The organism is Sphingomonas jeddahensis (genome assembly GCF_001981525.1).
Taxonomy (GTDB): Bacteria; Pseudomonadota; Alphaproteobacteria; order Sphingomonadales; family Sphingomonadaceae; genus Sphingomonas; species Sphingomonas jeddahensis.
The window spans coordinates 204,452-230,547 of record NZ_MPSB01000005.1 but is presented as its reverse complement, the minus strand read 5'-3'; the positions used below and the strand labels follow the sequence as shown (position 1 = coordinate 230,547).

General features: G+C 67.1%; 29 protein-coding genes. 20 read left to right on the top strand and 9 right to left on the bottom strand.

The genetic code is table 11. The features are described from left to right. Positions 1–119 precede the first annotated feature (119 nt). Entirely contained in the window at positions 120–311 is a 192-nt protein-coding gene (locus tag SPHI_RS08030; protein WP_076744370.1) for a hypothetical protein, read from the bottom strand. Between the two features lie 48 nt (positions 312–359). Between SPHI_RS08030 and SPHI_RS08025 the strand changes: the two genes are divergently transcribed. The 5 genes from SPHI_RS08025 (at position 360) to SPHI_RS08005 (ending at position 4,864) form a co-directional block, all read left to right on the top strand. Next, positions 360–1,172 (top strand): class I SAM-dependent methyltransferase, encoded by an 813-nt coding sequence (locus SPHI_RS08025; protein WP_076744369.1) that lies wholly within the window; start codon positions 360–362, stop codon positions 1,170–1,172. Positions 1,173–1,284: 112 nt separating this feature from the next. Further along, positions 1,285–1,788, top strand: a complete 504-nt coding sequence (locus SPHI_RS08020; protein WP_076744368.1) for a hypothetical protein — start codon at positions 1,285–1,287, stop codon at positions 1,786–1,788. After that, a complete protein-coding gene (locus SPHI_RS08015; RefSeq protein ID WP_076744367.1) occupies positions 1,788–2,444 on the top strand; it encodes a peptidylprolyl isomerase in 657 nt (218 codons plus the stop codon). Before SPHI_RS08020 ends, SPHI_RS08015 begins: the two co-directional genes overlap by 1 nt. Next, positions 2,441–3,448: a zinc-dependent alcohol dehydrogenase family protein gene (locus tag SPHI_RS08010; RefSeq protein ID WP_076744366.1), complete on the top strand. Its 1,008-nt coding sequence runs from the start codon at positions 2,441–2,443 to the stop codon at positions 3,446–3,448. The genes SPHI_RS08015 and SPHI_RS08010 overlap by 4 nt, the downstream gene beginning before the upstream one ends. Positions 3,449–3,637: 189 nt before the next feature. Next, positions 3,638–4,864: a M20 metallopeptidase family protein gene (locus SPHI_RS08005; protein ID WP_076744365.1), complete on the top strand. Its 1,227-nt coding sequence runs from the start codon at positions 3,638–3,640 to the stop codon at positions 4,862–4,864. A gap of 117 nt (positions 4,865–4,981) precedes the next feature. On the opposite strand, the gene glmS is transcribed toward SPHI_RS08005, so the two are convergent. Both glmS and glmU read right to left on the bottom strand, forming a co-directional pair. Continuing rightward, positions 4,982–6,799: a glutamine--fructose-6-phosphate transaminase (isomerizing) gene (gene glmS, locus SPHI_RS08000; RefSeq protein ID WP_076744364.1), complete on the bottom strand. Its 1,818-nt coding sequence runs from the start codon at positions 6,797–6,799 to the stop codon at positions 4,982–4,984. After that, a complete protein-coding gene (gene glmU / locus SPHI_RS07995) occupies positions 6,800–8,155 on the bottom strand; it encodes a bifunctional UDP-N-acetylglucosamine diphosphorylase/glucosamine-1-phosphate N-acetyltransferase GlmU (protein ID WP_076744363.1) in 1,356 nt (451 codons plus the stop codon). A 60-nt stretch (positions 8,156–8,215) separates the two neighbouring features. Here glmU and SPHI_RS07990 point away from each other — a divergent pair, with 60 nt between their 5' ends. Together SPHI_RS07990 and SPHI_RS07985 are read left to right on the top strand one after the other, a co-directional pair. Beyond that, complete coding sequence (locus SPHI_RS07990) at positions 8,216–8,887, top strand: HAD hydrolase-like protein (protein ID WP_076744362.1); 672 nt, start codon at positions 8,216–8,218, stop codon at positions 8,885–8,887. Positions 8,888–8,892: 5 nt separating this feature from the next. Then, positions 8,893–9,237 (top strand): VanZ family protein, encoded by a 345-nt coding sequence (locus tag SPHI_RS07985; protein ID WP_076744406.1) that lies wholly within the window; start codon positions 8,893–8,895, stop codon positions 9,235–9,237. On the opposite strand, the gene SPHI_RS07980 is transcribed toward SPHI_RS07985, so the two are convergent. Genes SPHI_RS07980 through SPHI_RS07965 form a run of 4 tightly spaced genes read right to left on the bottom strand, consistent with a single transcriptional unit; the run spans position 9,206 to position 11,741 of the window. After that, on the bottom strand, positions 9,206–10,231 hold the full coding sequence (locus SPHI_RS07980; protein ID WP_076744405.1) for a nucleotidyltransferase domain-containing protein: 1,026 nt from the start codon (positions 10,229–10,231) through the stop codon (positions 9,206–9,208). The genes SPHI_RS07985 and SPHI_RS07980 overlap by 32 nt on opposite strands. Then, positions 10,228–11,076, bottom strand: coding sequence for an HprK-related kinase A (locus SPHI_RS07975; protein ID WP_076744361.1), 849 nt, complete (start codon positions 11,074–11,076; stop codon positions 10,228–10,230). The genes SPHI_RS07980 and SPHI_RS07975 overlap by 4 nt, the downstream gene beginning before the upstream one ends. Then, complete coding sequence (locus SPHI_RS07970; RefSeq protein WP_076744360.1) at positions 11,073–11,336, bottom strand: HPr-rel-A system PqqD family peptide chaperone; 264 nt, start codon at positions 11,334–11,336, stop codon at positions 11,073–11,075. Before SPHI_RS07970 ends, SPHI_RS07975 begins: the two co-directional genes overlap by 4 nt. A gap of 3 nt (positions 11,337–11,339) precedes the next feature. After that, positions 11,340–11,741, bottom strand: coding sequence for a hypothetical protein (locus SPHI_RS07965; RefSeq protein ID WP_076744359.1), 402 nt, complete (start codon positions 11,739–11,741; stop codon positions 11,340–11,342). A gap of 179 nt (positions 11,742–11,920) precedes the next feature. On the opposite strand from SPHI_RS07965, the gene SPHI_RS07960 reads away from it, so the two are divergent. The 9 genes from SPHI_RS07960 (at position 11,921) to SPHI_RS07920 (ending at position 20,648) form a co-directional block, all read left to right on the top strand. After that, positions 11,921–13,135, top strand: a complete 1,215-nt coding sequence (locus SPHI_RS07960; protein ID WP_076744358.1) for an ATP-binding protein — start codon at positions 11,921–11,923, stop codon at positions 13,133–13,135. A 56-nt stretch (positions 13,136–13,191) separates the two neighbouring features. Then, on the top strand, positions 13,192–14,235 hold the full coding sequence (locus SPHI_RS07955) for a substrate-binding domain-containing protein (protein WP_076744403.1): 1,044 nt from the start codon (positions 13,192–13,194) through the stop codon (positions 14,233–14,235). Beyond that, complete coding sequence (gene pstC, locus SPHI_RS07950; RefSeq protein ID WP_076744357.1) at positions 14,232–15,608, top strand: phosphate ABC transporter permease subunit PstC; 1,377 nt, start codon at positions 14,232–14,234, stop codon at positions 15,606–15,608. The genes SPHI_RS07955 and pstC overlap by 4 nt, the downstream gene beginning before the upstream one ends. Next, positions 15,601–16,851 carry a phosphate ABC transporter permease PstA gene (gene pstA, locus SPHI_RS07945; protein WP_076744356.1) on the top strand — a complete coding sequence of 417 codons (1,251 nt, stop codon included), beginning with the start codon at positions 15,601–15,603 and terminating at the stop codon, positions 16,849–16,851. Before pstC ends, pstA begins: the two co-directional genes overlap by 8 nt. Further along, entirely contained in the window at positions 16,845–17,606 is a 762-nt protein-coding gene (gene pstB / locus SPHI_RS07940; protein WP_456299951.1) for a phosphate ABC transporter ATP-binding protein PstB, read from the top strand. Before pstA ends, pstB begins: the two co-directional genes overlap by 7 nt. Before the next feature lie 11 nt (positions 17,607–17,617). Further along, complete coding sequence (gene phoU / locus SPHI_RS07935; RefSeq protein ID WP_076744354.1) at positions 17,618–18,292, top strand: phosphate signaling complex protein PhoU; 675 nt, start codon at positions 17,618–17,620, stop codon at positions 18,290–18,292. Then, positions 18,292–18,984, top strand: a complete 693-nt coding sequence (gene phoB, locus SPHI_RS07930; protein WP_076744402.1) for a phosphate regulon transcriptional regulator PhoB — start codon at positions 18,292–18,294, stop codon at positions 18,982–18,984. The genes phoU and phoB overlap by 1 nt, the downstream gene beginning before the upstream one ends. A 245-nt stretch (positions 18,985–19,229) precedes the next feature. Then, a complete protein-coding gene (locus SPHI_RS07925; RefSeq protein WP_076744353.1) occupies positions 19,230–19,649 on the top strand; it encodes a RodZ family helix-turn-helix domain-containing protein in 420 nt (139 codons plus the stop codon). Between the two features lie 99 nt (positions 19,650–19,748). Next, a complete protein-coding gene (locus SPHI_RS07920; RefSeq protein ID WP_076744352.1) occupies positions 19,749–20,648 on the top strand; it encodes an SDR family NAD(P)-dependent oxidoreductase in 900 nt (299 codons plus the stop codon). Between the two features lie 86 nt (positions 20,649–20,734). Here SPHI_RS07920 and SPHI_RS07915 read toward each other — a convergent pair whose 3' ends face one another. Together SPHI_RS07915 and epsC are read right to left on the bottom strand one after the other, a co-directional pair. Continuing rightward, on the bottom strand, positions 20,735–21,076 hold the full coding sequence (locus tag SPHI_RS07915) for a DUF2794 domain-containing protein (protein WP_076744351.1): 342 nt from the start codon (positions 21,074–21,076) through the stop codon (positions 20,735–20,737). Beyond that, positions 21,076–21,762, bottom strand: coding sequence for a serine O-acetyltransferase EpsC (epsC, locus tag SPHI_RS07910; protein ID WP_076744350.1), 687 nt, complete (start codon positions 21,760–21,762; stop codon positions 21,076–21,078). The genes SPHI_RS07915 and epsC overlap by 1 nt, the downstream gene beginning before the upstream one ends. Before the next feature lie 157 nt (positions 21,763–21,919). On the opposite strand from epsC, the gene SPHI_RS07905 reads away from it, so the two are divergent. The 4 genes from SPHI_RS07905 to SPHI_RS07890 all read left to right on the top strand — a co-directional run bounded on the left by SPHI_RS07905 (position 21,920) and on the right by SPHI_RS07890 (position 25,968). Beyond that, on the top strand, positions 21,920–22,684 hold the full coding sequence (locus SPHI_RS07905; protein ID WP_076744349.1) for a sulfite exporter TauE/SafE family protein: 765 nt from the start codon (positions 21,920–21,922) through the stop codon (positions 22,682–22,684). A gap of 59 nt (positions 22,685–22,743) precedes the next feature. Next, a complete protein-coding gene (locus tag SPHI_RS07900; RefSeq protein WP_076744348.1) occupies positions 22,744–23,646 on the top strand; it encodes a hydrogen peroxide-inducible genes activator in 903 nt (300 codons plus the stop codon). 136 nt (positions 23,647–23,782) lie between these two features. Then, positions 23,783–24,835 (top strand): phosphotransferase family protein, encoded by a 1,053-nt coding sequence (locus SPHI_RS07895; protein ID WP_076744347.1) that lies wholly within the window; start codon positions 23,783–23,785, stop codon positions 24,833–24,835. Further along, complete coding sequence (locus SPHI_RS07890; protein ID WP_076744346.1) at positions 24,832–25,968, top strand: epoxide hydrolase family protein; 1,137 nt, start codon at positions 24,832–24,834, stop codon at positions 25,966–25,968. Before SPHI_RS07895 ends, SPHI_RS07890 begins: the two co-directional genes overlap by 4 nt. Positions 25,969–26,096 lie beyond the last annotated feature (128 nt).

Below are 26,096 nucleotides of genomic sequence, written 5' to 3'. Positions count from 1 at the left end.
GCCCCGCATAGCCAGCCCCCCCACCCGCTTGCTCCGATGCCCGGAGAATAACCGGACGGGCGCGAGATGGTGGCGCTAGCGTATCGGAAACGGACCTAAATCAACGGCGAGGGCAAGCATCATCCCCGGATCGCCAGTGCGATGAACACCAGCCCGGCGGCGATCGCGACCAGTTGCACGGTACGCCAGTCGAAAAAGCCCACCGCATCCGGGTCGCGCCGCCGCGCGCGTCGATGATCGCCCCACCCCGCGCCGACCGCCGCCGCTGCGCAAGATGCCGCTGCCCCCAGCAGCACCGCTTGCGTCGCCATTCACTTGCCTCCACACCATCAGGAACGACCCTGTCCCGGAGAGAGATAATGCGCGCCTTCGCCATTGCGACTGCCCTGCTCACTAGCGCAGCCACGCCCGTGTTCGCGCAAGGCGCGCCGCAGCCCGCCGGCAAGACCTCCGCTGCGATCGAGTCCGCGGTTCGCGACCCGCAGCGCAGCGAGGCCAACCGCCAGCGTGACCAATATCGCCACCCTGCCGAGACGCTCGCCTTCTTTGGCGTCAAACCCACCGACACTTTGGTGGAGTTCAGCCCCGGGGGCGGCTGGTACACCGAGATCCTGGCGCCGCTGGTGAAGAGCAAGGGCCGCTATGTTGCGCTGGTCAACGCGCGCGGGGTGGAGGGCACGCAGAAGATGCTCGCCAGCAAACAAGCGTGGTTCGGTCCCGCCACCGTGGCGACCATCGACGGCGCGACGGGCACCAGCACGGTGCCTGCCGGCAGCGCCGACGTCGTGCTCACTTTTCGCAATGTCCACAATCTGTTGATGAACGACGATCCGGAGGTCGCCGCCCGAGCCTTCAAGGCATTCCACACCATGCTGAAGCCGGGCGGGACGCTGGGCGTTGTCGACCACCGGCTGCCTGAGACGATGGATACCGCGCTGGAGAAGAAGAGCGGCTACATCAAACGCTCCACCGTGGTGCGGCTGGCACAGGCCGCCGGCTTCCGCCTCGCCGGCGAAAGCCCGGTGAATGCCAATGCCAAGGACACGCACGATCATCCCGATGGCGTCTGGACGCTGCCGCCGACCTTCGCGCTGAAGGACGTGGATCGCGCGAAATATGCCGCCATCGGTGAAAGCGATCGATTCACGCTGAAGTTCGTCAAGGCGAGGTAAGCCGCAGCGCGCCGTAGCATCGGCTGGAACATAGGCGCGCGACCAGTTGGGACAATGCTTCGCGCCGCGCGTTAGGGTCGAAACTCAGTCAGATCGGAAGGACAGTCATCCTATGCGCTTAGCCCTTGCCGCCACCCTGCTGCTCGCCGCCGCCCCGGCCCTGGCGCAGAACCCGGCTCATGACCCGACCTGCTCCAACGTTCGTGTCGCGCTTCCGCCCGAGCTTTCCGGCTGGTCCGAGCAAGCGCCGGTGGCGGCGGGGATCACGGCAGGCGGTGGCGCCAGCGTGGTGCCCGGCCAGGCCGTGCTTGTGTCGCTGCACCCGGCTAATCTGCTCACGCTGCGCCCCGCGCCTCAGGCGGTGACGGCGAATGGCGGAACGCTGACGCTGACGATCGATGCGCCGGGCACCTATCGCGTTGCGCTGGGCGGCAAAGCATGGGTCGATCTGGTCCGCGACGGCAAGGCGCTGAGTGCGGCGGCGCATGGCCATGGACCCAAATGCACGGGGGTGCGCAAGATGGTGGACTTCGCACTCACCGCCGGCTCCTACACGATACAATTATCCGGCAGCGAGGCGAGCAGCCTCGCGCTCATGGTCGCGAGGCTCGGCTGATGCGGATGCTCCTTGCCACCGCCGCCCTGATCGTCTCGACGCCGCTCGTGGCGCAGGAAGTACCGACGCCGACGCCCGCCCCGGCCCCGACCCCGGCACCTGATCCCGCCACTACGACGCGGGTCACCATCAACACCGCAGCCGGACCGATCGTGCTGGCGATCGAAACGCAGAAGGCGCCGGTCACCTCGGCCAACTTCCTCAAATATGTCGATGGCAAGCGGCTCGACGGCACGGTCTTTTACCGCACGGTGAAGGTGCAGGCCGAACCGCGCTACGGCTTCATCCAGTTCGGCACGCAGAACGATCCCAAGCGCACCCTGCCGGCGATCGCGCATGAGCCGACCAGTAAGACCGGGCTCAGCCATGTCGATGGCGCGATCTCGATGGCGATGGCGGAACCGGGCAGCGCACGCGGCGATTTCTTCATCATCGTCGGCAACACACCAGCGATGGACGCCACGCCCACCACCCCCGGCTATGCCGTATTCGGCCGCGTGGTGGAGGGCATGGATGTCGTCCACCGCATCATGGACATGCCGACCTCACCCACCAAGGGAGAAGGAATCATGAAGGGCCAGATGCTCGAACCAACGCTGCCGGTGAAATCGGCGCGACGCACCCCCGCCGCCGCTGTCACGAGCGCGCCGCAATGAGAGCGATGACGCTCGCAAAGCCCGGTGGCCTTGACAAGCTGACGCTCGCTGAGCGGCCCGATCCGGGGCAGCCGGGCCGCGGCGAGATCCGTGTCGCGCTTCACGCCAGCTCGCTCAACTTCCACGATTATCTCGTCTGCTCAGGCAAGTCGCCGACCGAAGACGGCCGTATTCCCATGGCCGATGGCGCGGGTGTGGTCGAGGCGGTCGGAGACGGCGTCGAAGATTTCGTCGTGGGCGATCATATCGTCGCCGGCTTCTTCCCCGATTGGCAGGGCGGCCCGCCACAGGTCGGCGATTTCCGCCGCGTGCCCGGCGACGGGATCGACGGCTTCGCCTGCGACGCGGTCGTCCTGCCCGCCACCGCCTTCACCAAGGCGCCAGCCGGCTGGAGCCACAAGGAATCGGCCACGATCACCACCGCCGGCCTCACCGCCTGGCGCGCGCTGGTGGTGGATGGTGGTCTGAAGGCCGGCGACACGGTGCTGGTGCTCGGCACCGGCGGCGTCTCGATCTACGCGCTCCAGATCGCGCATGCGATGGGGGCGGAGGTGATCGTGACATCCTCCTCCGACGAGAAGCTGGCGCGCGCCCGGGAACTCGGCGCGACCCACACGATCAACTATCGCGAGCAGCCGAAATGGGGCCGCACAGTGCGCGATCTCACCGGCGGGCGCGGTGTCGACATCGTGGTCGAGGTCGGCGGACCCGGCACGCTGGCGCAGTCGTTCGAGGCGGTGCGGATCGGCGGTCATATCGCGCTGATCGGTGTACTCACCGGCGTCAGCGGCGAGGTGCCGACGGCGCTGCTGATGGCGAAGCAGGCAAAACTTCAGGGTCTGATCGTGGGTAGCCGGCTGGAACAGCAGGAGTTCGTGCGCGCGCTCGACGCCACCGGCATCCGCCCAGTGATTGACCGCACCTTCGCGTTGGAGGAGTTGGCGAACGCCTTCCGCCACCAGGAATCGGGCAGTCACTTCGGCAAGATCGCGGTCGCCTGGTAAGCGCGCCTCCCACCACACCGTCATTCCCGCGCAGGCGTGAATCCATAACCGCTAAGCGTCCGGCTCCATTGCGAACGGCAGCGTCTATGGATTCCCGCCTCCGCGGGGATGACGAACATGGTTGTCGCCACACTCCATTTCCCCTCTCCCTCAAACCGTTCTACGCTGCGGCTCCTGAAAGGACCGCTCATGAACGCTCCCCTCAACCGCCACGATTGGCACGCCGCCGGCACCGCCCAACTCGCCGACACGATCGCGCTGCGCCGCGCCATCCACGCCGAGCCGGAGATCGGCCTCCACTGCCCACGCACCACCGAAAAGCTGAAGGCAGCGCTCACTGGCCTGCCGCTCGAGATCCACGACAGTAGCTCCACGACCGGCTTCGTCGCGATCCTCCGCGGCGGGCAGAGCCGGACGGGCGACAACAGCCGCACCGTGCTGCTGCGCGGCGACATGGATGCGCTGCCGCTCACCGAGGAAACGGGGCTGGGCTTCGCCTCGACGATCCCCGGCGCGATGCATGCCTGCGGCCATGACGCGCATTCGGCGATGGTCGCCGGCGCCGCCCGCGCCTTGTGTGCGCGCAGAGACGAGATTCCCGGCACGATCGTCTTCATGTTCCAGCCCGGTGAGGAGGGCCATCACGGCGCGCGCTGGATGATCCAGGATGGCCTGCTCGACATCGCCCGCCCGGATGCGGCGTTCGCGCTGCACATCTCGCCCAACGCACCCGCCGGCGTGTTCGTCGGCCGCGAAGGACCGCTGCTCGCCTCCACCGACACGCTGATCGCCACGATCCGCGGCAAGGGCGGTCACGCCGCCATGCCGCACGATTGCATCGATCCAATCCCCGTCGCCTGCGAGATCGTCACCGCGCTGCAGAGCTTCGTCGCCCGCCGCATCCCCGTCGCCGACCCCGCGGTGCTGACGATCACGCAGATCCACGCCGGCAGTAGCCACAACATCATCCCCGACGAGGTGAAGCTGATGGGCACGCTGCGCACCCTGTCGGACGGCACGCGTGAAAAGGCCCGTGCCGCCTTTCACCAGATCGCCCGCGACATCGCCGCCGCACATGGCTGCTCCGCCGACACGCAGATCGAGGAAGGCTATCCTGTCACCTATTGCGATCCGCGCGCGACCGCGATGATGCGCGACCTCGCCGGCACGATCTCGGGCGAAAAGGGCTGGTCCCCGATGCCGGCGCCGATGATGGGCGGCGAGGACTTCTCCTACGTGCTGCGCGAGATCCCCGGCGCTATGGCCTTTGTCGGCGTCGCGGCGGACGGCAGCGATCCGCGCACCAACCCGCCGCTGCACAACGTGAAGATGACGATCGAGGAAAGTGTCATGGCCAAAGGCATCGCCATGCATTGCGCACTCGCCGAACGCTTCCTGCAACGCGGTTTCGACTAGCTATTCTCCCCTCCCGCTTGCGGGAGGGGTCGGGCGAGGGGCTGTCCTCTGCCGGCACGACGTGCTCGCGGACACGCCCTCCCCTAACCCCTCCCGCAAGCGGGAGGGAAACGATCGTCACTCCACCGTGACGGACTTCGCCAGGTTGCGCGGCTGGTCGACGTCGGTCCCCTTCGCCACCGCCACGTGATAGGCGAGCAGCTGCACCGGCACCGCATAGACGAGCGGCGCGATCAGCGGATGCACCTTGGGCATCTCGATCGTCGCGATCGTATTCTCGCCCGCCTGCGCGATCCCCTCCGCGTCGGAGATCAGCACGACCTGGGCGCCGCGCGCTTGCGCTTCCTGCATGTTGCTGACCGTCTTGTCGAACAGCGGCCCCGACGGCGCGATGACGATCAGCGGCACCTGCTCATCGATCAGCGCGATCGGCCCGTGCTTCATCTCGCCCGACGCATAACCTTCGGCGTGGATGTAGCTGATTTCCTTCAGCTTCAGCGCACCTTCCAGGGCCAGCGGGAACTCCGGGCCACGCCCGAGGTACAGCACGTCACGCGCCGCCGCGATCTTCGGCGCCATCGCCTCGATCTCCGCATCGTGCGCCAGCGCCATGCTCATCGCCTCGGGCACGTGCTGGAGGTGCTCCACCACGTCCGCCTCGTCGGCGAGCCGCCCCTTGGCGCGCGCGAGATTGGTCGCCAGCGCCGCCATCACCGCCAGCTGACAGGTGAACGCCTTGGTCGACGCGACGCCGATCTCCGGCCCGGCATGCGTCGGCAGCAGCAGATCGACCTCGCGTGCCATCGAGCTGGTGGGCACGTTGATGATGCCACCGGTCGTCACCCCGGCCGCCTTCATGTGGCGCAGCGCGGCGAGCGTGTCCGCCGTCTCGCCCGATTGCGAGATCACGAGGCCAAGCGTGTTGGGCAGCAGGACGGGGTCACGATAGCGATACTCGCTCGCCACATCGACCTCGACCGGAATGCGCGCGAGCTGCTCGATCCAATATTTGCCGATCATTCCGACATAGCTCGCGGTGCCGCAGGCGACGACCACCACGCGCTCGACGCTCGACAGGTCGAACTCGATATCGGGCAGCGCCACCTGCGCCTCGAGCGGGCGGAGGTACGAACGCAGCGTCTGCGCCACCACCACCGGCTGCTCGTAGATCTCCTTCTGCATGAAGTGGCGATGGTTGCCCTTGTCCATCAACTGGCCCGAGGCGCCCGAATTGACGATCGGCCGCGTCACGCGCTGGTTGTCGCGATCATAGATCTCGACCTCGTCGCGCGTGATCGCGACCCAATCGCCCTCTTCCAGATAGGCGATGCGCTGCGTCAGCGGTGCCAGCGCCAGCGCGTCCGAGCCAAGGAAGTTCTCGCCGTCGCCATAGCCAACCGTCAGCGGCGCACCGAGCCGGGCGCCCAGCAGCAGGTCGGGATGCGTCCGCACCATTACGCCCAGCGCGAACGCACCATGGAGGCGCGGCAGCACCGCCGCCAGCGCCGCGCGCGGCTCCGCCCCACGCTCGATCTCGCGCGCGATCAGATGCGCCACCACTTCGGTGTCCGTCTGGCTCTTGAACTCGCGACCTTCGGCGAGAAGCTCGTCGCGCAACGGCTTGAAATTCTCGATGATTCCGTTGTGAACGAGCACCACGTCGCCGACGATGTGCGGGTGCGCATTGTCGACCGTCGGCGCGCCATGCGTTGCCCAGCGCGTGTGCGCGATGCCGCTGTCGCCGGGCAGCGGCTCCTCGGCGAGCCGCTGCGCCAGGTTCTTCAGCTTGCCCGGCGCACGCCGACGATCGAAGTCGCCGCCATGCACGGTGCAGATGCCGGCAGAGTCATAGCCGCGATACTCCAGCCGCTTGAGCCCGTCGAGCAAGCGATCCGCGACCGGCTCCTGGCCGAGGATACCAACGATTCCGCACATTTACTTGGCTTCCTTCTTAGCGCGCATCACGTTCCTGAACTTGGCCGCCCAACCAGGCTTGGCCGTTTGCGGCGGTCGGACGAGCGCCAGCGCATCGCCCTCCACGTCCGCGGTAATCGTCGAACCGGCCGCGACGATCGCGCCCTCGCCGATCGTCACCGGCGCCACCAGCGCCGAGTTGGAGCCGATAAACGCGCCCGCGCCGATCACCGTCTTGTACTTGAAGAATCCGTCATAATTGCAGGTGATCGTGCCAGCGCCGATGTTCGCGCCCGCGCCGACCTCCGCATCGCCGAGATAGGTCAGGTGATTGGCCTTGGCGCCCTCGCCCAGCACCGCCTTCTTCATCTCGACGAAATTGCCGACGCGCGATCCCTTTTCCATCACCGCGCCGGGCCGCAGCCGCGCATAGGGGCCGACCGAGGCTCCCTCGCCCACGCTCGCCCCTTCGAGATGGCTGAACGCATGAATGATCGCCTTGTCGGCCACGTCCACGCCAGGACCGAACACCACGTTCGGCTCGACCAGCACATCGCGGCCCAGCTTCGTGTCATGGCTGAACCACACCGTCTCGGGCGCCACCAGGCTGGCCCCATCGTCCATCGCCCGGCGACGGCGTGCCTGCTGCCACGCCTGTTCCACCGCGGCGAGCTCGGCGCGGCTGTTCACCCCGGCGACCTCGTCGGCGGCGGTCTCGATCACCGCCGAGCCGCGACCGCTTTGCCCGCCAAGCATGACGAGGTCGGTCAGATAATATTCGCCCGCCGCATTGGCGTTGCCGAGTCGCGACAGCAAGGCGAACAGATCCTCGCCGCGCACGGCCATCAGCCCGGAATTGCACAGGGTTACGGCGCGTTCTTCGGGCGACGCATCCTTGAACTCGACGATCCTGTCCACGCGCCCGTCCGCGTCCGCAATCACCCGGCCGTAAGCGGCCGGATCGGCGGGGCGGAAACCGAGCACCACCACCGCCGGCGCATCGTCCCCATGCAGTCGATCGATCATCCGCCGCATCGTCGCTTCGGTCACAAGCGGCACGTCACCATAGAGGATCAGCACGTCGCCCTCAAAGCCGGCCAGGGCCGCCTCCGCCTGTTGCACCGCATGGCCGGTGCCCAGCTGCTCCGCCTGATGCGCCACGCTCACGCCCAGCGGCGCCACCGCCTTCTCCACCTGCTCGCGCCCGGCGCCTACCACCACCACCGTCTTGGCGGGCGCCAGTTCGGCCGCGCTCGCCAACAGATGCAGCAGCATCGGCCGCCCCGCAATCGGGTGCAGCACCTTGTGCGTATCGGATTTCATGCGCGTGCCCTTGCCGGCGGCAAGGACGATCACGGCGAGAGGACGGCTCGTCATGGCGCGCCTGTGCCATCACATGCTTGCCAATTCCAGAGCGAGCGGCCACCGCGCGCGGCGATGCAGCACTTCCCCTTCGATATTGTCGGATTCGATCTCGACGGCACGCTTCTCGACACCAGCGGCGATCTCGCCGCGGCCGTCAATCACGCGCTGGCGCAGGACGGGCGCGCGCCGCTCTCCGTCGCGGCGATCAAGCCGATGATCGGCGGCGGCGCGCGCCACATGCTCGCGCAGGGCCTCGCGGCGACCGGCGGCAGCGACGATGCGTTGCTCGATCGGCTGCACCGCATCCTGCTCGATCATTATGCCGCCAACCTCTACGTCCACTCCGTCCCCTTCCCCGGCGCGATCGCCGCGCTCGATGCGATCAAGGCACGCGGCGCGAAGGTCGCGGTGGTCACCAACAAGCTGGAGGGCTTCGCGCTGGAGGTGCTACGCGGCGCCGGGCTGCTCGATCGCCTGTCCTGCGTGATCGGCGGCGATACGCTTGGCCCCGGCAAGGCGAAGCCGTCGCCCGCGCCGATCGAGGAGATGATCCGCCGCTCCGGCGGGGGGCGCGCCGCATTCGTTGGCGATTCGATCTATGACGTGGCCGCCGCGCATGCCGCGGGCGTGCCGGCGATCGCCTGCCGCTTCGGCTTTCTCATGCAGCCGGTCGAGGAACTCGGCGCCGAGGCGATCATCGACCATTTCGACGAGCTCGTGCCCGCCCTGGAGCGACTCGCGTGAGCGCGATGACCTGGAGCTGGCGGCTGCTGCTCCTGCTCGCCGCCGGCTTCGCCGTGACGATGGCCGTGCTGCCGCACCCGCCCAAGGTGCCGATCGACGGCGACAAATATCAGCACATGCTGGCGTTCGGCACGCTGACCATCCTGGCGGTGCTGGCGTTCCCGCGCACCCCGCTGCTGCGGATTGGCGAGCGGCTGTCGTTCCTCGGCGCGATGATTGAAGTGGTGCAGTCGATCCCCGCGCTGCATCGCGATTGCGACATCATGGATTGGGTCGCGGATACGGCGGTGATCGTCGCCGTGCTGCTGGTGGTGGCGATCAGCCGGCGGATGCGCCCTTCCGCCATTTGATCCACAAATGCCGCGCCAGCATCGCCGGCGGCATCCGCATCCAGTGTGAGCGGATGTAGAAGCCGAGCCGGGTGAGCTTGCGCGACTCGCGCGCCCATCCATCCCGCGCCAGCAAGCAGCGCAGGAACAGCCGGTCGCTCAGGCGGAGTCGCTGCGAGTCCTGCGGCACCGGTGTGCCAAACAGCGCATGAGCGAGCCGCATCGCACGTGCGACCACCGCAACGGCACCATGATCGGCCGAGCGGGTCGCTAGCGATGGCCAATATCCGCCATCCGCTTCGGCGTACTCACGCAGCAGCCGATCAATGTCCCACAGGTTGCGCAGGCCGCCGCTGAGGTCGCCGTCCGCGAACAAGTGGATCGCTGCATGCACCACCACATCTGTCGGCGACAGCATCGCGAGGCCGCCACCGATCGGCACCGCATCCGCCACCAGCTTCCCTGCCTCGGGCCTCAGCCGCGCGGTAAGCGGCAAGATTGTATGGTGGACGTCGATCATCCGGTCGCGCTCGGGATGGATCAGCGGCGGCAGCTCATGCATCCAGCGCCGGTAATAAGCATCGTCATACGGATCGGGCTTCACCCACATCCAGCCATGCGCCAGCAGCGCCGTCTCGGCCGCATCGAGCCGATCGCGCGGCACCAGGATGTCGAGATCGCCGATTGATCGCCCCTGACCCGCCGCCAGCCCCGCCGCGACAAAGGCCGTGCCCTTGAGCAGGATCAGCGGCTCCACAATGCCGGCAAGCGCTCGGCGCGCCATCTCCGCCTCCCACAACGCCTGCCGCCGCCCCTCCAGCGCCGTCGCCTGGGCATCGTGCAACAACGCCGCAACCCGCGCCGGCAGCGGCAAGCCATCGAGCCGCACCGCCAGTGTGCCGATCAACTGCTCCGCCTGCGCAACTGCCAGCACCGCTGCCCAAGCCCCAGGCGTCAGCGCCTCGGCCGCCGACGGATCGGCAAGCACCGCCGCCAATGTCCGCGCCGGCGTCACCACAACGCCTCGATCAGCTCGGCCGCGCTATCCGTATCGGGATAGTCGATCGCCGCCCGCGTCACATCCGTCACCAGCCGGGTGAGCGCCGTGAAGCCCCGCTCGCCCAGTCCGACATAATTGGTCGACGCCTGTGTCAGCCGGACGAACGCCTCCCCCGCCCCGACCGGCCGTTGCTCCGCCGGCAAGCCATAGCGCGGGAACAGCAGCAGCACCGGCTCCGCCGGCGTCTCCGCGCCCGCCAGCGCCGCCGCGCCCGGAACGAGATGCCGGATCGCCCCCTTGGGCGTGTCCCGCATCAGCGGCCCCCAAAGCGCATCCGGCAACGCTGCTCGCGCCACATCGATCGCCGCATTCTTCAGGCTCACCGGCCGCGGAAACGGGTGCACCAGCCCGGTCGCCGGTTCGACCAGCACGAACTCGTCGGCCATCAGCCGCCAGCCGCGCGCCTGCAACAGCGCGGCGAGCGTCGACTTCCCCGCCCCCGACTCCCCGGTCATGATGACCGCGCGCCCGTCGCGCTCCACCGCCGCCGCATGGAGCAACAGAAAGCGCCGTTGCCCCAGCGCCATTTGCAGGTTCATCCCCATCTCCGCCGCCAGCAGGCCTTGGGCGAGCGGCAACGGCGCGGCGTCGGGGATCACGAAATCGCCGCGGATATGCACCGACGGCCGGACGAAGCGCCGCCACGGCCGCGCCGCCTCCAGCCGCACGGTGAAGTCGGGCACGCCATCATGCGCGGGATAGTCGCGATACAGCGTGCGAAGCTGCTCGACCGGCGCGCGCCACGCCGATCCGATGCGGAAGGCGACCGGCCCCACGCGAACGCCGAACACATGCCTCATCCGCGCTCGACCAATCCGGCGGCGACCAGCTCATCAAGCGTCGCGATCAGCGCCGAACGATCGCCCTCGACCTGCTCGAACGCCGCTTCGATCGCATCCGCCGTCAGCCACTGCGCCGCGAGCACATCAAGCAGATCGGGGATCTCCGGGCCGACCAGATGGGTGATCCCCGACGCGCGGTGGAACACTGCCACGATCTCGTCGAGCGGCGCGATGACAAGCGCGTCGGCCGGCGGCGCGCGATAGCGCGTCGCGCTCACGCCCTAGCGCCGTGGCATTTGCAGCGAGGCGAAGCAGGTGAAGCCGGTCGTCCCGCTGCGCAGATTCTGCACATATTTCAGATAGGCGCGGCTGCGCTCGTAATCGACGCCGGGCAAATTGCCCCCGCTCGCCAGCGCACGCCGCACGTCCTCGCCCTTCAGCGGACGCCCCGGCGGTGCGAAAGCGCCCTTGGTGCCTGCCGGCATCACCTTGCCCGCCTTGTCGATATAGCCGCCCGCGCGGCCGGCGTCCGGCACCGGGATCTCGCACGTCAGCACCGAGCCATAAGCCTGCGCCATCGCCGGCCGGATCGACACCACCGCGACCGCCCCCGTCGCGCCGAGACGCAGGGCGCGCCGGCGCCCAGGCTGGGTCGGCTGATCGTGATCGGCTTCGTCGCTCATCGGGCGCTTCTCCACCAACCCGCCCTTCCATATCCCTAACGGTCGCACAAGCGCCTGCCGCGTCGCGTGCCGAAGCGGGACGGTAACCACGATCGCACCGCCGTGCCGGTGCGTGCTGGACAATCGTCGCCTCTGCACCCTACCCTTCCCGATCACGGCCAAGCGCCATCGGGAGACACATGGGCGAGATCATCTCTCCGCGCGGCTGGACGGCGATGGGCATCGTCATCATCACCGCCGCGATCATTGGCGCGATCGGCGCCGGGCTCGATGCAGTGGCGCTGAGCATCCTGGGCGGCGCGGCGGCCGTGCTCGCCACCACCGCCGGGCGTCAGCCGCGGCCCGAGCCTGCGCCGCCACCGCCCGCGCCGGCCCCTTCGGCGCCCCTAGATGTCGTTCTCGATGCGCTCGGGGAGCCGGTCCTAATCCTCTCCGGCCCGCGCATTGCCAACGCCAACAAGGCCGCACGCGCCTTGCTCGGCGCGCATATCGTCGGCGAGGACGCACGCACCGCGATCCGCCATCCTGCCGCCGCGGCGCTGCTTGTGGGGGTCGGCGATGCCGCGCCTGCGTCGCTCGCGGGCCTCGGTAGGCCCGACCAGCGCTGGGAAATGCAGCTTGCGCCGATCGGCGACGGTCGCCGCCTCGTCCACCTCGCCGACCGCAGCGGGAGCCACGCCGCCGAGCGCATGCGCGTCGATTTCGTCGCCAACGCCAGCCACGAGCTGCGCACACCGCTTGCCTCGATCCTCGGCTATGTCGAAACCTTGTCCGATGCGGCGGGTGAGGACCCTGCGATCCGCGCGCGCTTCCTCAAGATCGTGTTCGACGAGGCACGACGGATGGAACGCCTCGTCGAGGATCTCATGAGCCTGTCGCGGATCGAGGCGGAGAAATTCCGCACGCCCGCCGAATCGATCGATCTCGCCGCGCTGGTCGACAAGACCTATGCCGAGCTCGCCGACATGCACGACGGGCGCGGGCGCGACATCATCCTGGAGCATGAACCGACCCCGATCCCGGTCCTCGGCGATCGCGCGCAATTGTCGCAGTTGCTCCACAACCTCATCGGCAACGCGATGAAATATGGCCGGCCCGGCACACCGATCCGCGTCTCGCTGACCAGCGAGGAAGATGTCGTCCGCCTCGTCGTGGCCGATCAGGGCGAAGGCATCGCGCCCGAGCACCTGCCTCGCCTCACCGAGCGCTTCTACCGAGTCGATCCGGGCCGCAGCCGCTCGATCGGCGGCACCGGCCTCGGCCTCGCCATCGTCAAACATATCGTCGAGCGGCATCGCGGCCGTTTCGACATTGCCAGCCGGCTCGGCGAGGGCACCCGCGTCACGGTGACGCTGCGCTCTCCCGCAACTGCGAACGCTGTCATCAAGCAGTAACGCGCGTGTCACACAGGGCCCTCGTCGCACCGGGGCCGACGATTGACGGGATGCTGATGATTCGCGCCGCTCTGCCGCTCGCGCTGCTTGCGCTCACCACTGCTTGCCAGGATCAGGCGAGCGGCGGTGCCGGGGCCCGGGCACAGATCACGACGGTCGGCTCATCGACCGTCTATCCCTTCACCACTATCGTCGCCGAACAGTTCCTTGCCAACAATCCCGACGCCCGCCCGCCGGTGATCGAATCGACCGGCACCGGCGCCGGCATGCGGCTGTTCTGCGCCGGCATCGGCGCCGCGCACCCCGACATCGTCAATGCCTCGCGCCGGATGAAGCGCAGCGAGTTCGACGATTGCGTGAAGCATGGCGCGACCGAGATCCTGGAGGTGCAGGTCGGCATCGACGGCGTCGCCTTCGCCGAGGCGAAGAACGGCCCCAACATGGCACTCACCCCCGCCGATCTCTATAGCGCGCTCGCTGCCACGCCCGGGGGCAAGAAGAACAAGGCGCGCACCTGGCGCGACGTCAATCCGGCGCTGCCCAACACCCCGATCCAGGTCTATGGTCCGCCGTCCACCAGCGGCACGCGCGACGCGCTCGCCGAGCTGATCCTGGCGCGCGGCTGTGAGGATAGCGATCCTTCGGCCAAGGCGCTCAAGGCCAGCGACGAGGATGCGTTCAAGGCCCGCTGCCAGCGCGTGCGCGAGGACGGCGCCTATATCGACGCGGGCGAGAACGACAATCTGATCGTCCAGAAGCTCACCGCCAACCCCAATGCGATCGGCGTGTTCGGCTATTCCTATCTGGAGGAGAATGCCGGTGCGGTCGATGGCGTGCCGATCGCCGATGTCGCGCCGAGCACGGCGACGATCGTCGACGGCAGCTATCCGGGCGCGCGGCCGCTCTATATCTACGTCAAGAAATCGCATCTCGATGCTGTGCCGGGGCTGCGGCTGTTCATTCGACAATATGCCAAATTGTGGGGCGCCGGCGGGCCGCTGGCGCGGCGTGGCCTGATCCCCGCTCCCGCCGACGTTCAGGCGCGGTCCGCGCAGGTCGTCCAGTCCGAAACGCCGCTCGATGGAAATCTTCTCAAGTGAGCCTCGGGGCACTTTTCTTCGTCGTCGCCGCGCTCGGGCTGATCGCCTGGTTCGTCGCGCGCGCCCGCGCGGTCGCGTTTCGCACCGGACGGCGTGAGCGGTTCAGCGCCCTTCCCGGCCACCACGGCGCTTTCGTTGCGCTGTGGACGATGCTGCCACCGCTGATCTTTCTGGCGATCTGGTGGTTCACCTCGCCCGCACTCGTCACGGATGCGGTGATCGGCACCGCCGCCGCCGCCAACCTGCCGCCTCCCGGGTTCGAGCGCGCCGCCATCCTGTCCGAAGCACGCAATCTGTCGCGCGGCGAGGCGTTCGGCGCCTTCCACGATCTCTCCGAACTGCTCGCTCCCGCCTATGCCGCGGCGCAGAGCCGCTACGACTGGATCGCGACCGCACTGGCCGCGCTGCTCGCCTTTGCCGGCTTCGCCTTCGCCTATGCCCGCGTCCGGCCGACCTTCGCCGCGCGCAGCCAGGTTGAGCGGATCGTCATGGTCCTGCTGCTGCTCGCGTCGCTGATCGCGATCCTGACCACCGTCGGCATCGTCGCCAGCCTCGTGTTCGAAAGCGCGCGCTTCTTCTCGATCGTGCCCGTCACCGATTTCCTGTTCGGAACGCATTGGTCGCCGCAGGTGATCGATCCGCGCGATCCGGGCGCCAGCCTGGGCGCGGTGCCTTTGTTCTGGGGCACGTTCTTCATCGGCGCGGTGATCGCCATGGCAGTCGCCATCCCGTTCGGGCTGATGAGCGCCATCTACCTCACCCAATATGCCCGCCCCTCCACCCGCCGCTGGATGAAGCCGGTGCTGGAGGTGCTCGCCGGCGTTCCGACGGTGGTGTACGGCTATTTCGCGGCGCTTACCGTGGCGCCGGCGGTGCGCGACTTCGCGGTCTCGATCGGGGTCAGCTGGGCCAGCAGCGAAAGCGCGCTCGCCGCCGGCCTCGTCATGGGCGTGATGATCATCCCCTTCGTTTCCTCGATGGCGGACGATTCGCTCGCCGCCGTCCCGAACTCGATGCGCGACGGCAGCCTGGCGATGGGCGCCACTCCGTCCGAGACGATCCGCAAGGTGCTCGTCCCCGCGGCGCTGCCCGGCATCGTCGGCGGCGTGCTGCTCGCCGTCAGCCGCGCGATCGGCGAGACGATGATCGTCGTGATGGCCGCCTCGGGCGTCGCGCAGCTCACGCTCAACCCCTTTGCCAGCACCACCACCGTCACCAAGCAGATCGTCGACCTGCTGACCGGCGAGGCCGAGTTCGACAGCGCCAAGACGCTCGCCGCCTTCGCGCTCGGCCTGACGCTCTTCGTCGTGACGCTGCTGCTCAACATCTTCGCGCTGATTGTCGTGAAAAGGTATCGCGAGGCTTATGACTGACCGCGCGCCCACCGATTGGCGCACCGACGCGATGCGCCGCCGGATCGTCCGCCGCTACGGTGCGGAGCGCCGCTTCCGCATGTTCGGGCTCGGCGCGATCATCCTTTCCGCCGGCTTCCTGGCCTTTCTGATCGTCACCATGGTGATGCAGGGGGCGGCCGGGTTCACCGAAACGCGCGTGTCGCTGCCGATCGACTTCGCCGCGGCCGAGCTCACCGTGACGCCCGAGCAGTTGCGCGGGGATCGGGGCAACCTGGCGCTGGCCGGCGCCGGACTCGAAGGGGTGGTGGACGGCGCGGCGGGCGCTGCCTTCGCGCAACAGGGCGGGGCGGAGCTGCTGTCGGACGGCGCGTGGCTGCGCGTTCGTGACACGCTGAAGGCGAACCCCGGCATGCTGCGCGGTCGCACCGCGATCGACGTGCCGGTCGCCACCGACATCGACGTTGCTTATAAGGGCGATGGCACGCCGGAGGCGGAACAGGTCGTCGCGGCGCTCGGCGACCGGCTGTCGCGCGGCCTCAACCGGGATTTCTTCGGGAATGCCGACGCCACCGATCCGACGCGCGTCGGCATCTGGGGCGCGCTCAAGGGATCGCTGCTGACGATGTTCGTCACCTTGATCCTGGCCTTCCCGATCGGGGTGCTCTCGGCGCTCTACCTCGAGGAATATGCGCCCAAGAACCGCTGGACCGACCTGATCGAAGTATCGATCAACAATCTCGCCGCGGTGCCCTCGATCATCTTCGGGCTTCTCGGCTTGGCGGTGTTCCTCGGCACCTTCGGTCTGCCGCGCTCTGCCCCGATCGTCGGCGGCCTGACGCTCGCGCTGATGACCATGCCCGTGATCGTCATCGCCGGCCGCAACGCGATCAAGGCCGTGCCACCCTCGATTCGCGACGCCGCGCTCGGCATCGGCGCCAGCCCGGTGCAGGTCGTATTTCACCACGTCCTGCCGCTCGCGTTGCCCGGTATCCTCACCGGCACGATCATCGGCATGGCCCGCGCGCTCGGCGAAACCGCGCCGCTGCTGATGATCGGCATGCGAGCCTTTATCGCCGCACCGCCGGAGGGTCTGACCGATCCGGCCACCGTGCTGCCGGTGCAGATCTTCCTCTGGTCGGACGAGGTCGCGCGCGGCTTCGTCGAGAAGACGTCGGCGGCGATCATCGTCCTGCTCGTCTTCCTACTCGCCATGAACGGCGTCGCCATTTACCTCCGCAACCGATTCGAGACCCGCTGGTGACCCAGAAGATCACAGCCCATGACGTCAACGTCTTCTATGGCGAGAAACAGGCCATCCGGCAGGTGTCGATCGACATCGATCAGGAGGATGTGACTGCCTTCATCGGCCCATCGGGCTGCGGCAAATCGACCTTCCTGCGCACGCTCAACCGGATGAACGACACGGTCGCTTCGGCGCGGGTCGAGGGCGACATCCGGCTCGACGGCGAGGACATTTATTCCAAGGACATGGACGTCGTGCAGCTGCGCGCCCGTGTCGGCATGGTGTTCCAGAAGCCGAACCCCTTCCCCAAGTCGATCTACGAGAATGTCGCCTACGGCCCGCGCATCCACGGTCTGGCGAGCGGCAAGAGCGAGATGGACGCGATTGTCGAACAATCGCTCACCCGCGCCGGCCTGTGGGCCGAGGTGAAGGATCGCCTGTCCGACAGCGGCACCGCCCTGTCGGGCGGCCAGCAGCAGCGGCTGTGCATCGCCCGCGCCATCGCGGTTGATCCCGAAGTGATCCTGATGGACGAGCCGTGCAGCGCGCTCGATCCGATCGCCACCGCGCGGATCGAGGAGCTGATCCACGACCTGCGCGGCCGCTATGCGATCGTGATCGTCACGCACAACATGCAGCAGGCCGCCCGCGTCAGTCAGAAGACCGCGTTCTTCCACCTCGGAGAGCTGGTCGAATATGGCGACACCAATGACATCTTCACAAACCCGCGCGAGCCGCGCACGACTGACTATATAACGGGTCGGTACGGCTGAGGGGACAGGATATGGCGGAACATACCGTCAAGGCATTCGACGAAGATATCGGTCGCCTGCGCGGGCTCATCAGCCAGATGGGCGGGCTTGCGGAAGAGGCGATCGACGGCGCGATGCGCTCGCTGCAACGCGGCGACCTGGATCTCGCGCAGGAGGTCCGCGCCGCGGACAAGCAGATCGACGCGATCGAATCGGAGGTCGAGCGGCTGGTGGTGCGGATCATCGCGCTGCGTGCCCCGATGGCGAACGATCTGCGCGAGGTGGTCGCCGCGCTGAAGATCGCCGCGGTGGTCGAGCGGATCGGCGATTATGCCAAGAACATCGCCAAGCGCGTGCCCCTGATCGAAGGCGAGCACCGCATCGAGCCGATCTCGATCATCCAGGCGATGGCGCGAATGGCCGCCGAAATGGTCCATGACGTGCTCGACGCCTTCGCCGCGCGCGATGCCAAGGCCGCGATCGAGATCTGCGAGCGCGACAATGCGCTGGACGATTTTTACGACGCGATCTTCCGCACGCTTGTCACGCACATGGTCGAGAATCCCAAGACGATCAGCGAGGTCGCGCACCTCTTGTTCGTCGCCAAGAATCTTGAACGCATCGGCGATCACGCGACCAATGTCGCGGAGATGGTCTATTTCGCCGCCACCGGTACGCAGATGGCGGAACGCGAAAAGGGGGAATGATGGCACGGGCTCGGATGCTTCTGGTCGAGGACGATGCGTCGCTCGCCGAACTGCTCGTCTGGCACTTCAAGCGTGAGGATTTCGACGTCGTCCACACCATCGATGGCGAGGAAGCCTTGCTGCTCGCCAAGGAAAAGGTGCCCGACATCGTCCTGCTCGACTGGATGGTCGAGGGCCTGTCCGGTATCGAAGTCTGCCGCCGCCTCCGCCGCAGCGCCGAGACCGCGAACGTCCCGATCATCATGCTCACCGCGCGCGGCGAGGAGGAGGATCGCATCCGCGGCCTCGAAACCGGCGCGGACGATTATGTCACCAAGCCCTTCTCCCCACGCGAACTGGTCGCGCGCGTCTCGGCGGTGCTCCGCCGCGTCCGCCCCGCGCTCGCCGGCGAGGCTTTGAGCTATGCCGATCTCGAGATGGACACGGTGGGCCACAAGGTTCGCCGCAGCGGCGAGGTAATTCCGCTTGGCCCCACCGAATTCCGGCTGCTCAAGCATTTCCTCGAACATCCCGGCCACGTCTTCTCGCGCGAACGCTTGCTCGACAGCGTCTGGGGCCACGACAGCGACATCGAAAGCCGCACCGTGGACGTCCACATCCGCCGCCTGCGCAAGGCGATCAACGAAGGCGGCCGCCCCGACATCATTCGCACCGTCCGCTCCGCCGGCTACGCCCTCGACGCGGGGCATTGAGAGCGACGTCACACCTATAAACGTCATTCCCGCGCAGACGGGAATCCATACACGCGAAGGTGGCGGCTTCTTCGCTGCCCGCGGCGTCTATGGATCCCCGCCTCCGCGGGGGTGACGAACCCCGCCAGTACACCGCCCGCCGCACGTCGAATCGCCTGCGAAACGAAGGATACATCCGCCCACCGACGCGTTGGGTGGGCTGCGTTATTCACGCACACGAGCGTATCCTTACAGGAGAGTTCCGCATGAAATCCATTCTTCTGGCCGCGGCCGCTATCGTTGCCGCCCCCGCCGTCGCCCAGGACATGCCGGCGACCACGGCCGACCAGACCGCGCCGACAACCACCGCCGATCCGGCGATGCAGGCACCGCCAGCTCCAACCGGTGACACCACCATGTCGACCGGCAGCACCACCACGACGCCAAGCACCGGCGGCACCATGTCTTCGCCAGCACCGTCGGGTGATCCGTCGGCGGCCGATCCGGCCGGCGGCTACCAGCCCAGCAGCCCGCCGATGCAGGGCACGCCGCAGCCGGGCGCGACCGTCCGTTTCCAGGCGGCAGCCGATCCGAACACCGCCTTCCCGCCCCCGCCGCCGATGGACAAATATCCGGTGTGCAAAAAGGGTCAGTACGACAATTGCATTCAGCGCGGCGGCAAGTGATCGCATGAACGCGAACGACTGACAGATCGGGCGGTTGCGCCCGTTCGAATGTCCAGTATGGAAAGGCGCTCTTATTCAAGCCAGGGGAGCGCCTTTTCCATGTCCATCCGTTTCGACGACAAGGTAGCGATCGTCACCGGCGCCGGCGGTGGCCTGGGCCGTGAATATGCGCTGGAACTGGCGCGCCGTGGCGCCAAGGTGGTGGTCAACGATCTTGGTGGCGACCGCACCGGGGCGGGCGCTTCCGATGCCGCGCACAAGGTGGTCGAGGAGATCAAGGCGGCCGGGGGCGAGGCGATCGCCAATGGCGCCAGCGTCACCGAGTATGACCAGATGGTCGAAATGGTCGCCAAGGCAAAGGAAGCTTGGGGCGGCGTCCACGTCCTGATCAACAACGCCGGCGTGCTGCGCGACAAGTCCTTCACCAAGATGGACCCCGCCGACTTCGCCTTTGTGGTGCAGGTCCACCTGCTCGGTTCCGCCAACGCCACCAAGGCGGTGTGGGACACGATGCGTGAGCAGAATTACGGCCGCATCCTGATGACCGCGTCGTCGACCGGCCTCTACGGCAATTTCGGCCAGACCAACTACGGCGCCGCAAAGCTCGGCCTCGCCGGCTTCACCAAGTCGCTGTACCTCGAAGGCGCCAAGAACAACATCAAGGTCAACACGCTTGCGCCCGTAGCCGGCACGCGCATGACCGAGGATTTGTTCCCGGAGCAGCTGTTCCAGGCCTTCTCGCCCGACAAGGTCGTGCCCGCCGCGCTGTACCTCGTCAGCGAGGATGCGCCCACCAACCAGATCGTCGGCGCAGGCGCCGGTGTCTTCCAGGCCGCTTACGTCACGCTCACCCCGGGCGTGGCGCTGTCCGGTGACGAGCTCTCGCCCGAAGGCATCGCCAAGCACTGGGCAGAGATCACCGACCGCACCGGCGAGATCGTCCCCGATTCCGGCGCCGGCCAGTCGATGATGATCGGAAAGAAGCTCCAGGGCGGCTGACGCTTCTCACTCGTCATGCCGGGCTCGTCCCGGCATGACGAAGCGCCGTTACGGGGCGAGAGCGGTCTGGCGGATCCGCGCCGTGCTTACTCCTCGACCAGCTTCATCAATCGTCGCTCAACGGGCGCCAGCACCGGCCCAAGCTCATGCCCGCGCTTCACCACCTGCCCGGCTTCACCGATCAGCGCCCACATGCCCTGACGGTTGCGCAGCGCCGGCCGCTTCTCGATCCGGAATTCGGGACGCTCCGCCGAGCGGCGGAACGCCGCGAACACCGCCGCGTCGCGGCCCAGATCCATGGCATAATCGCGCCAATGACCGGCGGCGACCATTCGGCCGTACAGATCGAGAATACGGTTAAGCTCGATCCGCTCGAACCCGACCTGCCCCACCTTCCCCGGCAGCGGAAATGGCGTGACGATCCCCATCAGGCGCGATTACGCCCGCGATCCTGATCCTGTTCCTCCAGCAGCGAATCGAGACGCTTCTTCATCACCTCCAATTCACAGCGCAGCAGCTCCACCTTCTGCGTCGCGGGATCGAACATCTCGCTGCACGGTGTGCCATAGGCCATGAATTTACGTTCGGGCGCCTGCCCGCCCTCCACCATCGTCGGGCGTGCGGGAATGCCGACCATCACTGCCCCCTCTGGCACGTCCTTGGTCACCACCGCGTTAGCGCCGACGCGTGCGCGCTTTCCCACGATGATCGGCCCCAGCACCTGCGCGCCAGATCCGATGATCGCGCCGTCGCTGATCGTCGGATGGCGCTTGCCGGCAACGCCATTGTCGGGGCTGGTCCCGCCCAGCGTAACGCACTGATAGATCGTGACGTCGTCCCCGATCTCCGCCGTTTCGCCAATCACAACGAAACCATGGTCGATGAAGAAATTGCGCCCGATCTTGGCGCCGGGATGGATGTCGATCGCCGTGGTCGCGCGCGAAAAGTGGTTCACCATTCGGGCCAGCAGGAACAAGCGCGACCGGTACAGCCGATGGGCCACACGGTGCCAGCCAAGCGCCCAAACGCCCGGGTAGGTCAGGATTTCCAATCGCGAATGCGGCGCCGGATCGCGCGCGCGTATCGAATCGAGATAGGCGCCAAGTCCGGCCATCACGCTTCCCCTCTAGAGAATCCGCGATCTAGGATGTCGGCTCCTGAAATTCCAGCGTTGCGCAACCGTCGCTATCGCCGCCCGAATACACATCTATCTTGTAGGCTTTCTGCACCTGCGCCATCAGCCGTGCCAGGCTTCCGCACGGAGATATGGCTTGGATCTGTCGTTGCTTTCGTTTGAAACGCTCCTGCCATTCATCTTGGTCGGGTTCGGCGCGCAGATTGTCGATGGCGCGCTGGGCATGGCGTTCGGCGTTATCTGCAACACCTTGCTGGTCGCCGTCATGGGGCTATCGCCCGCGCGCGCGTCGGCCAACGTTCACATCGTCGAAACCTTCACAACCGCAGTATCGGGCATCAGCCACGTGCTGCACGGGAATGTCGACAAGCGGTTGTTCTTCCGCCTGCTGGTGCCTGGCATCATCGGCGGAGTCAGTGGCGCCTATCTGCTCACCAATGTCGATGGCGAAACGGTGAAGCCGTTCGTTCTCGGCTATCTGATTGCCGTGGGCGTCTATCTGCTGATCCGTGGCCTGCTGTTTCCCCCGACCAATCAAAAGCCGAAGGTCGTGGAGCCACTCGGGCTGATCGGTGGCTTCCTTGATGCGGCCGGCGGCGGCGGCTGGGGGCCGATCGTCACCTCAAACCTGCTTGTCCAGGGCGTGGAGCCGCGCCGCGTCGTCGGCACGGTGAATTCCGTCGAATTCTTCCTAACAACCATTGTTTCCCTGACGTTTATCGCCAATCTCGGGCTGAAGGACTTCGCCACCGCTACGGTCGGGCTGCTGATCGGCGGCGTGCTCGCCGCGCCGTTCGGCGCGGTCATGGCCAAGCGGATCCCGACCAAGGTCATGCTGATTCTGGTCGGCATCGTGCTTACCGCGACCAGCACCTATGGCTTCATCAGCGCGGTGCTATAGGCATCGCCTCATTGCATTTTCGCGCCTAGAAGCTGGCTGTTGATCGAACAGGACGATTAATGGCCAGCACTTACCTGCCGACGCTCAAGCAGCTGCAATATCTCATCGCGCTCAAGGACCAGGGCCATTTCGGCCGGGCCGCCGACAGCGTTTATGTAACGCAATCCACCCTGTCTGCCGGCATTCGCGAGCTGGAAACGCTGATTGGCGTGACGCTGGTCGAGCGCACGCGCCGCGTCGTCCGCTTCACGCCACTTGGCGACCAGATCGTCGCAAAGGCCCGCCGCGTGGTGCGCGAGGCTGAGGAACTTGGCGACATGGCGCGTGCCGCTGGGCAGCCGCTGTCCGGTGAAATGCGCATGAGCGTCATTCCCACCATTGCCCCCTTCCTGCTCCCACGGGTGCTCCCCAGGCTGCGCGCCGACTATCCCGATCTCAAGCTGTTCCTGCGCGAGGAGCCGAGCGGCGCCGCCTGCGAATCGTTGCAGAACGGGCGCGCGGATTGCGTGCTGCTCGCGCTCCCCTATGCTTGCGGCGAGGTGACAGCGGAGCCGCTGTTCGACGACCGCCTGTTTCTCGCCTTTCCCGAAGGCGAGCTGCCCGAGGGCGTCCAGCCGATCTCGCCCAAGGACATCGACGAAACGCGCCTGTTGCTGCTCGAAGACGGCCATTGCCTCAAGGATCACGCGCTCGCGGCCTGCAACCGTCCCGAACTTAGGGCGGAGGCGACCATGATGGGCACGTCGCTTCACACCATTGTTCAGATGGTCGACAATGGCCTGGGCGTCACCATGCTGCCCGAGATCGCACTCAACGCCGGCATTCTGGAACACACCGGCATCGCCGCCCGCCCGCTCGGCGGCGACAACCCCAATCGCACCATCGCCCTTGCCTGGCGCCGCGCCTCCCCCCGCGAACGCGACTTCAAGCTGCTCGCCGAAATCCTCGCCACGGTGAGGTAATCACCAAGGCCGGCCGTGCCGAGCGCGAAAAGCATCACAACAAAACCCCTCGCGCCCTGCGCCGCTTTCTTGCTACGCGTTCCAAAAAACAACGCCATAGGAGAGCGCGCATGACCCACAGCCGGACCACCGCCGCATGACTGCCGGCGCTCGCCTCAGCGAGGTCGCCGAACGCCACCGCTTCGATGAAGCCAAACTCGCCATGTGGCTCGATCGCCATGTCGACGGCTTCGGCAACGGCATGCAGGTCCGCCAGTTCGTCGGCGGCGCCTCAAACCCGACCTTCATGCTTTCCACCGACGCCGGCGATTACGTCCTGCGCAAAAAGCCGCCCGGCCAGTTGCTCGCCAGTGCGCATCAGGTCGACCGCGAATACCGCGTCATGGCGGCGCTTCGCGACACCGATGTCCCGGTCCCCGTCATGCGCGCACTATGCGACGATCCCGAAATCATCGGCACGTCCTTCTATGTCATGGACTATCTCGAAGGCCGCATCTTCCGCGATGCCACCCTCCCTGGGCTCACGCCGTCCGAGCGCAGCGCGATCTACGATCAGTTGAACGCCACCCTCGCTGCGCTTCACTCGGTGAATTACCGGGCCGTGGGGCTGGAGGATTACGGCCGCCCCACCGGCTATTTCGAGCGTCAGGTTGCCCGCTGGACCAAGCAATATCGCGGTGCCGAAACGCAGCCGATCCCGGCCATGGAGGCACTGATCGCCGAACTCCCCGCGCGTATTCCGGCCGGCGAGGAAACGTCGATCGCGCACGGCGATTACCGCCTCGAAAACGTGATGTTCCATCCCACCGAGCCGCGCCTCATCGCCGTCCTCGACTGGGAACTATCGACCATCGGCCATCCGCTCGCCGACCTCGGCTACAACGGTTTCATGTGGCATTCGACCTCGCCCAGTTGGGGCACGCTCGACGGCGTCGATTTCGCCACCAGCGGCATCCCTAGCGAAGAGGAATATGTCGCCGCTTACTGCCGCCGTACCGGTCGCGGCGAGATCGCCGACTGGAGCTTTTACCTGGCCTTCGCTGTCTTCCGCTTGGCCTCGATCAGCCAAGGGGTGTACGCCCGTGCGCTCGCCGGCGTAACGCCCAATGCGGGTGAAGCGATCAACGGCACGCCGATGCTCGCCGAACAGGCGCTGGCGCTGCTCCATCGTGACAAGGTTACGGGGTGAGCGACGCGGTCACCCCCTTTACCCTCGCCATCCCCCAGGCCGATCTCGACGACCTCAAGGCACGCCTAGCCCGCACGCGCTGGCCCGAGCCGGCGGTGGGGGCCGCATGGGAGCAAGGCGTGCCGCTTACCGCCGCGCGCGCCTTGATCGACCACTGGCAGCACCATTACGACTGGCGCCGCTGCGAGGCCGCGCTCAACGCAGTCGGCCAGTTCACCACCGAGATCGACGGGTTGGAGATCCACTTTCTCCACCGCCGCTCCCCCGAGCCGAACGCGCTGCCGCTAGTCATCACCCACGGCTGGCCCGGCTCCGTCATCGAGTTCCTCAAGGTGATCGGCCCGCTCACCGATCCCGTCGCGCACGGCGGCCGAGCCGAAGACGCCTTTCACGTCGTCTGCCCCTCGCTTCCCGGCTACGGCCTATCCGAACGCCCGTCGGATCACTGGGGCGTGCCGCGCATCGCCAAAGCGTGGATCACCCTGATGAAGCGGCTCGGCTACGATCGGTTCGGCGCGCAGGGCGGCGACTGGGGCTCCGCCGTCACCACTGCGATCGGCGCCAGCGGCGATCCCGCTGTCGCCGGCATCCACCTCAACATGCTGTCGGTGCGCCCGACGCCCGAGGACATCGCCAACGCCACGCCAGCGGAGAAGGCCGCACTCGCAGACTTGAGGCGCCACGTCGATCAAGGCACCGGCTATTCCAAGCAGCAGTCCACCCGACCGCAGACGCTCGGCTACGGCCTCACCGACTCGCCGGTCGGCCAGGCAATGTGGATCTACGAGAAGTTTCGCGAATGGACCGATTGCACCGGCACGCCCGAGAACGCGCTCACCCGCGACGAGATGCTTGACGACATCACGCTCTACTGGCTCACCGCCACGGCAACGTCGTCGGCACGATTGTACTTCGAAAGCTTTGGCGCGTTCGGCAAGGATAAGGTGACGGTGCCCACCGGGGTGAGTATCTTCCCCAGGGAAATCATCCGCCCCTCGCGCCGCTGGGCCGAGCGTCAATATACCAACATCATCCACTGGAACGAGCTCGATCGCGGCGGCCATTTCGCCGCGCTGGAGCAGCCGGAGCTATTCGTGGAAGAGGTCCGGGCGACGTTCCGCGGCATCCGCTAACCCTATCCGTCGTGCCGGCCTCGTGCCGGCATCCAGCCCTCCGCACTTCCGATATCGTGGAAAACGCGGCGCCGTGGATGCCGGAACAAGCCTGTCCTGATCTTCGCCGAAGGGCCCGGCAGACGGGG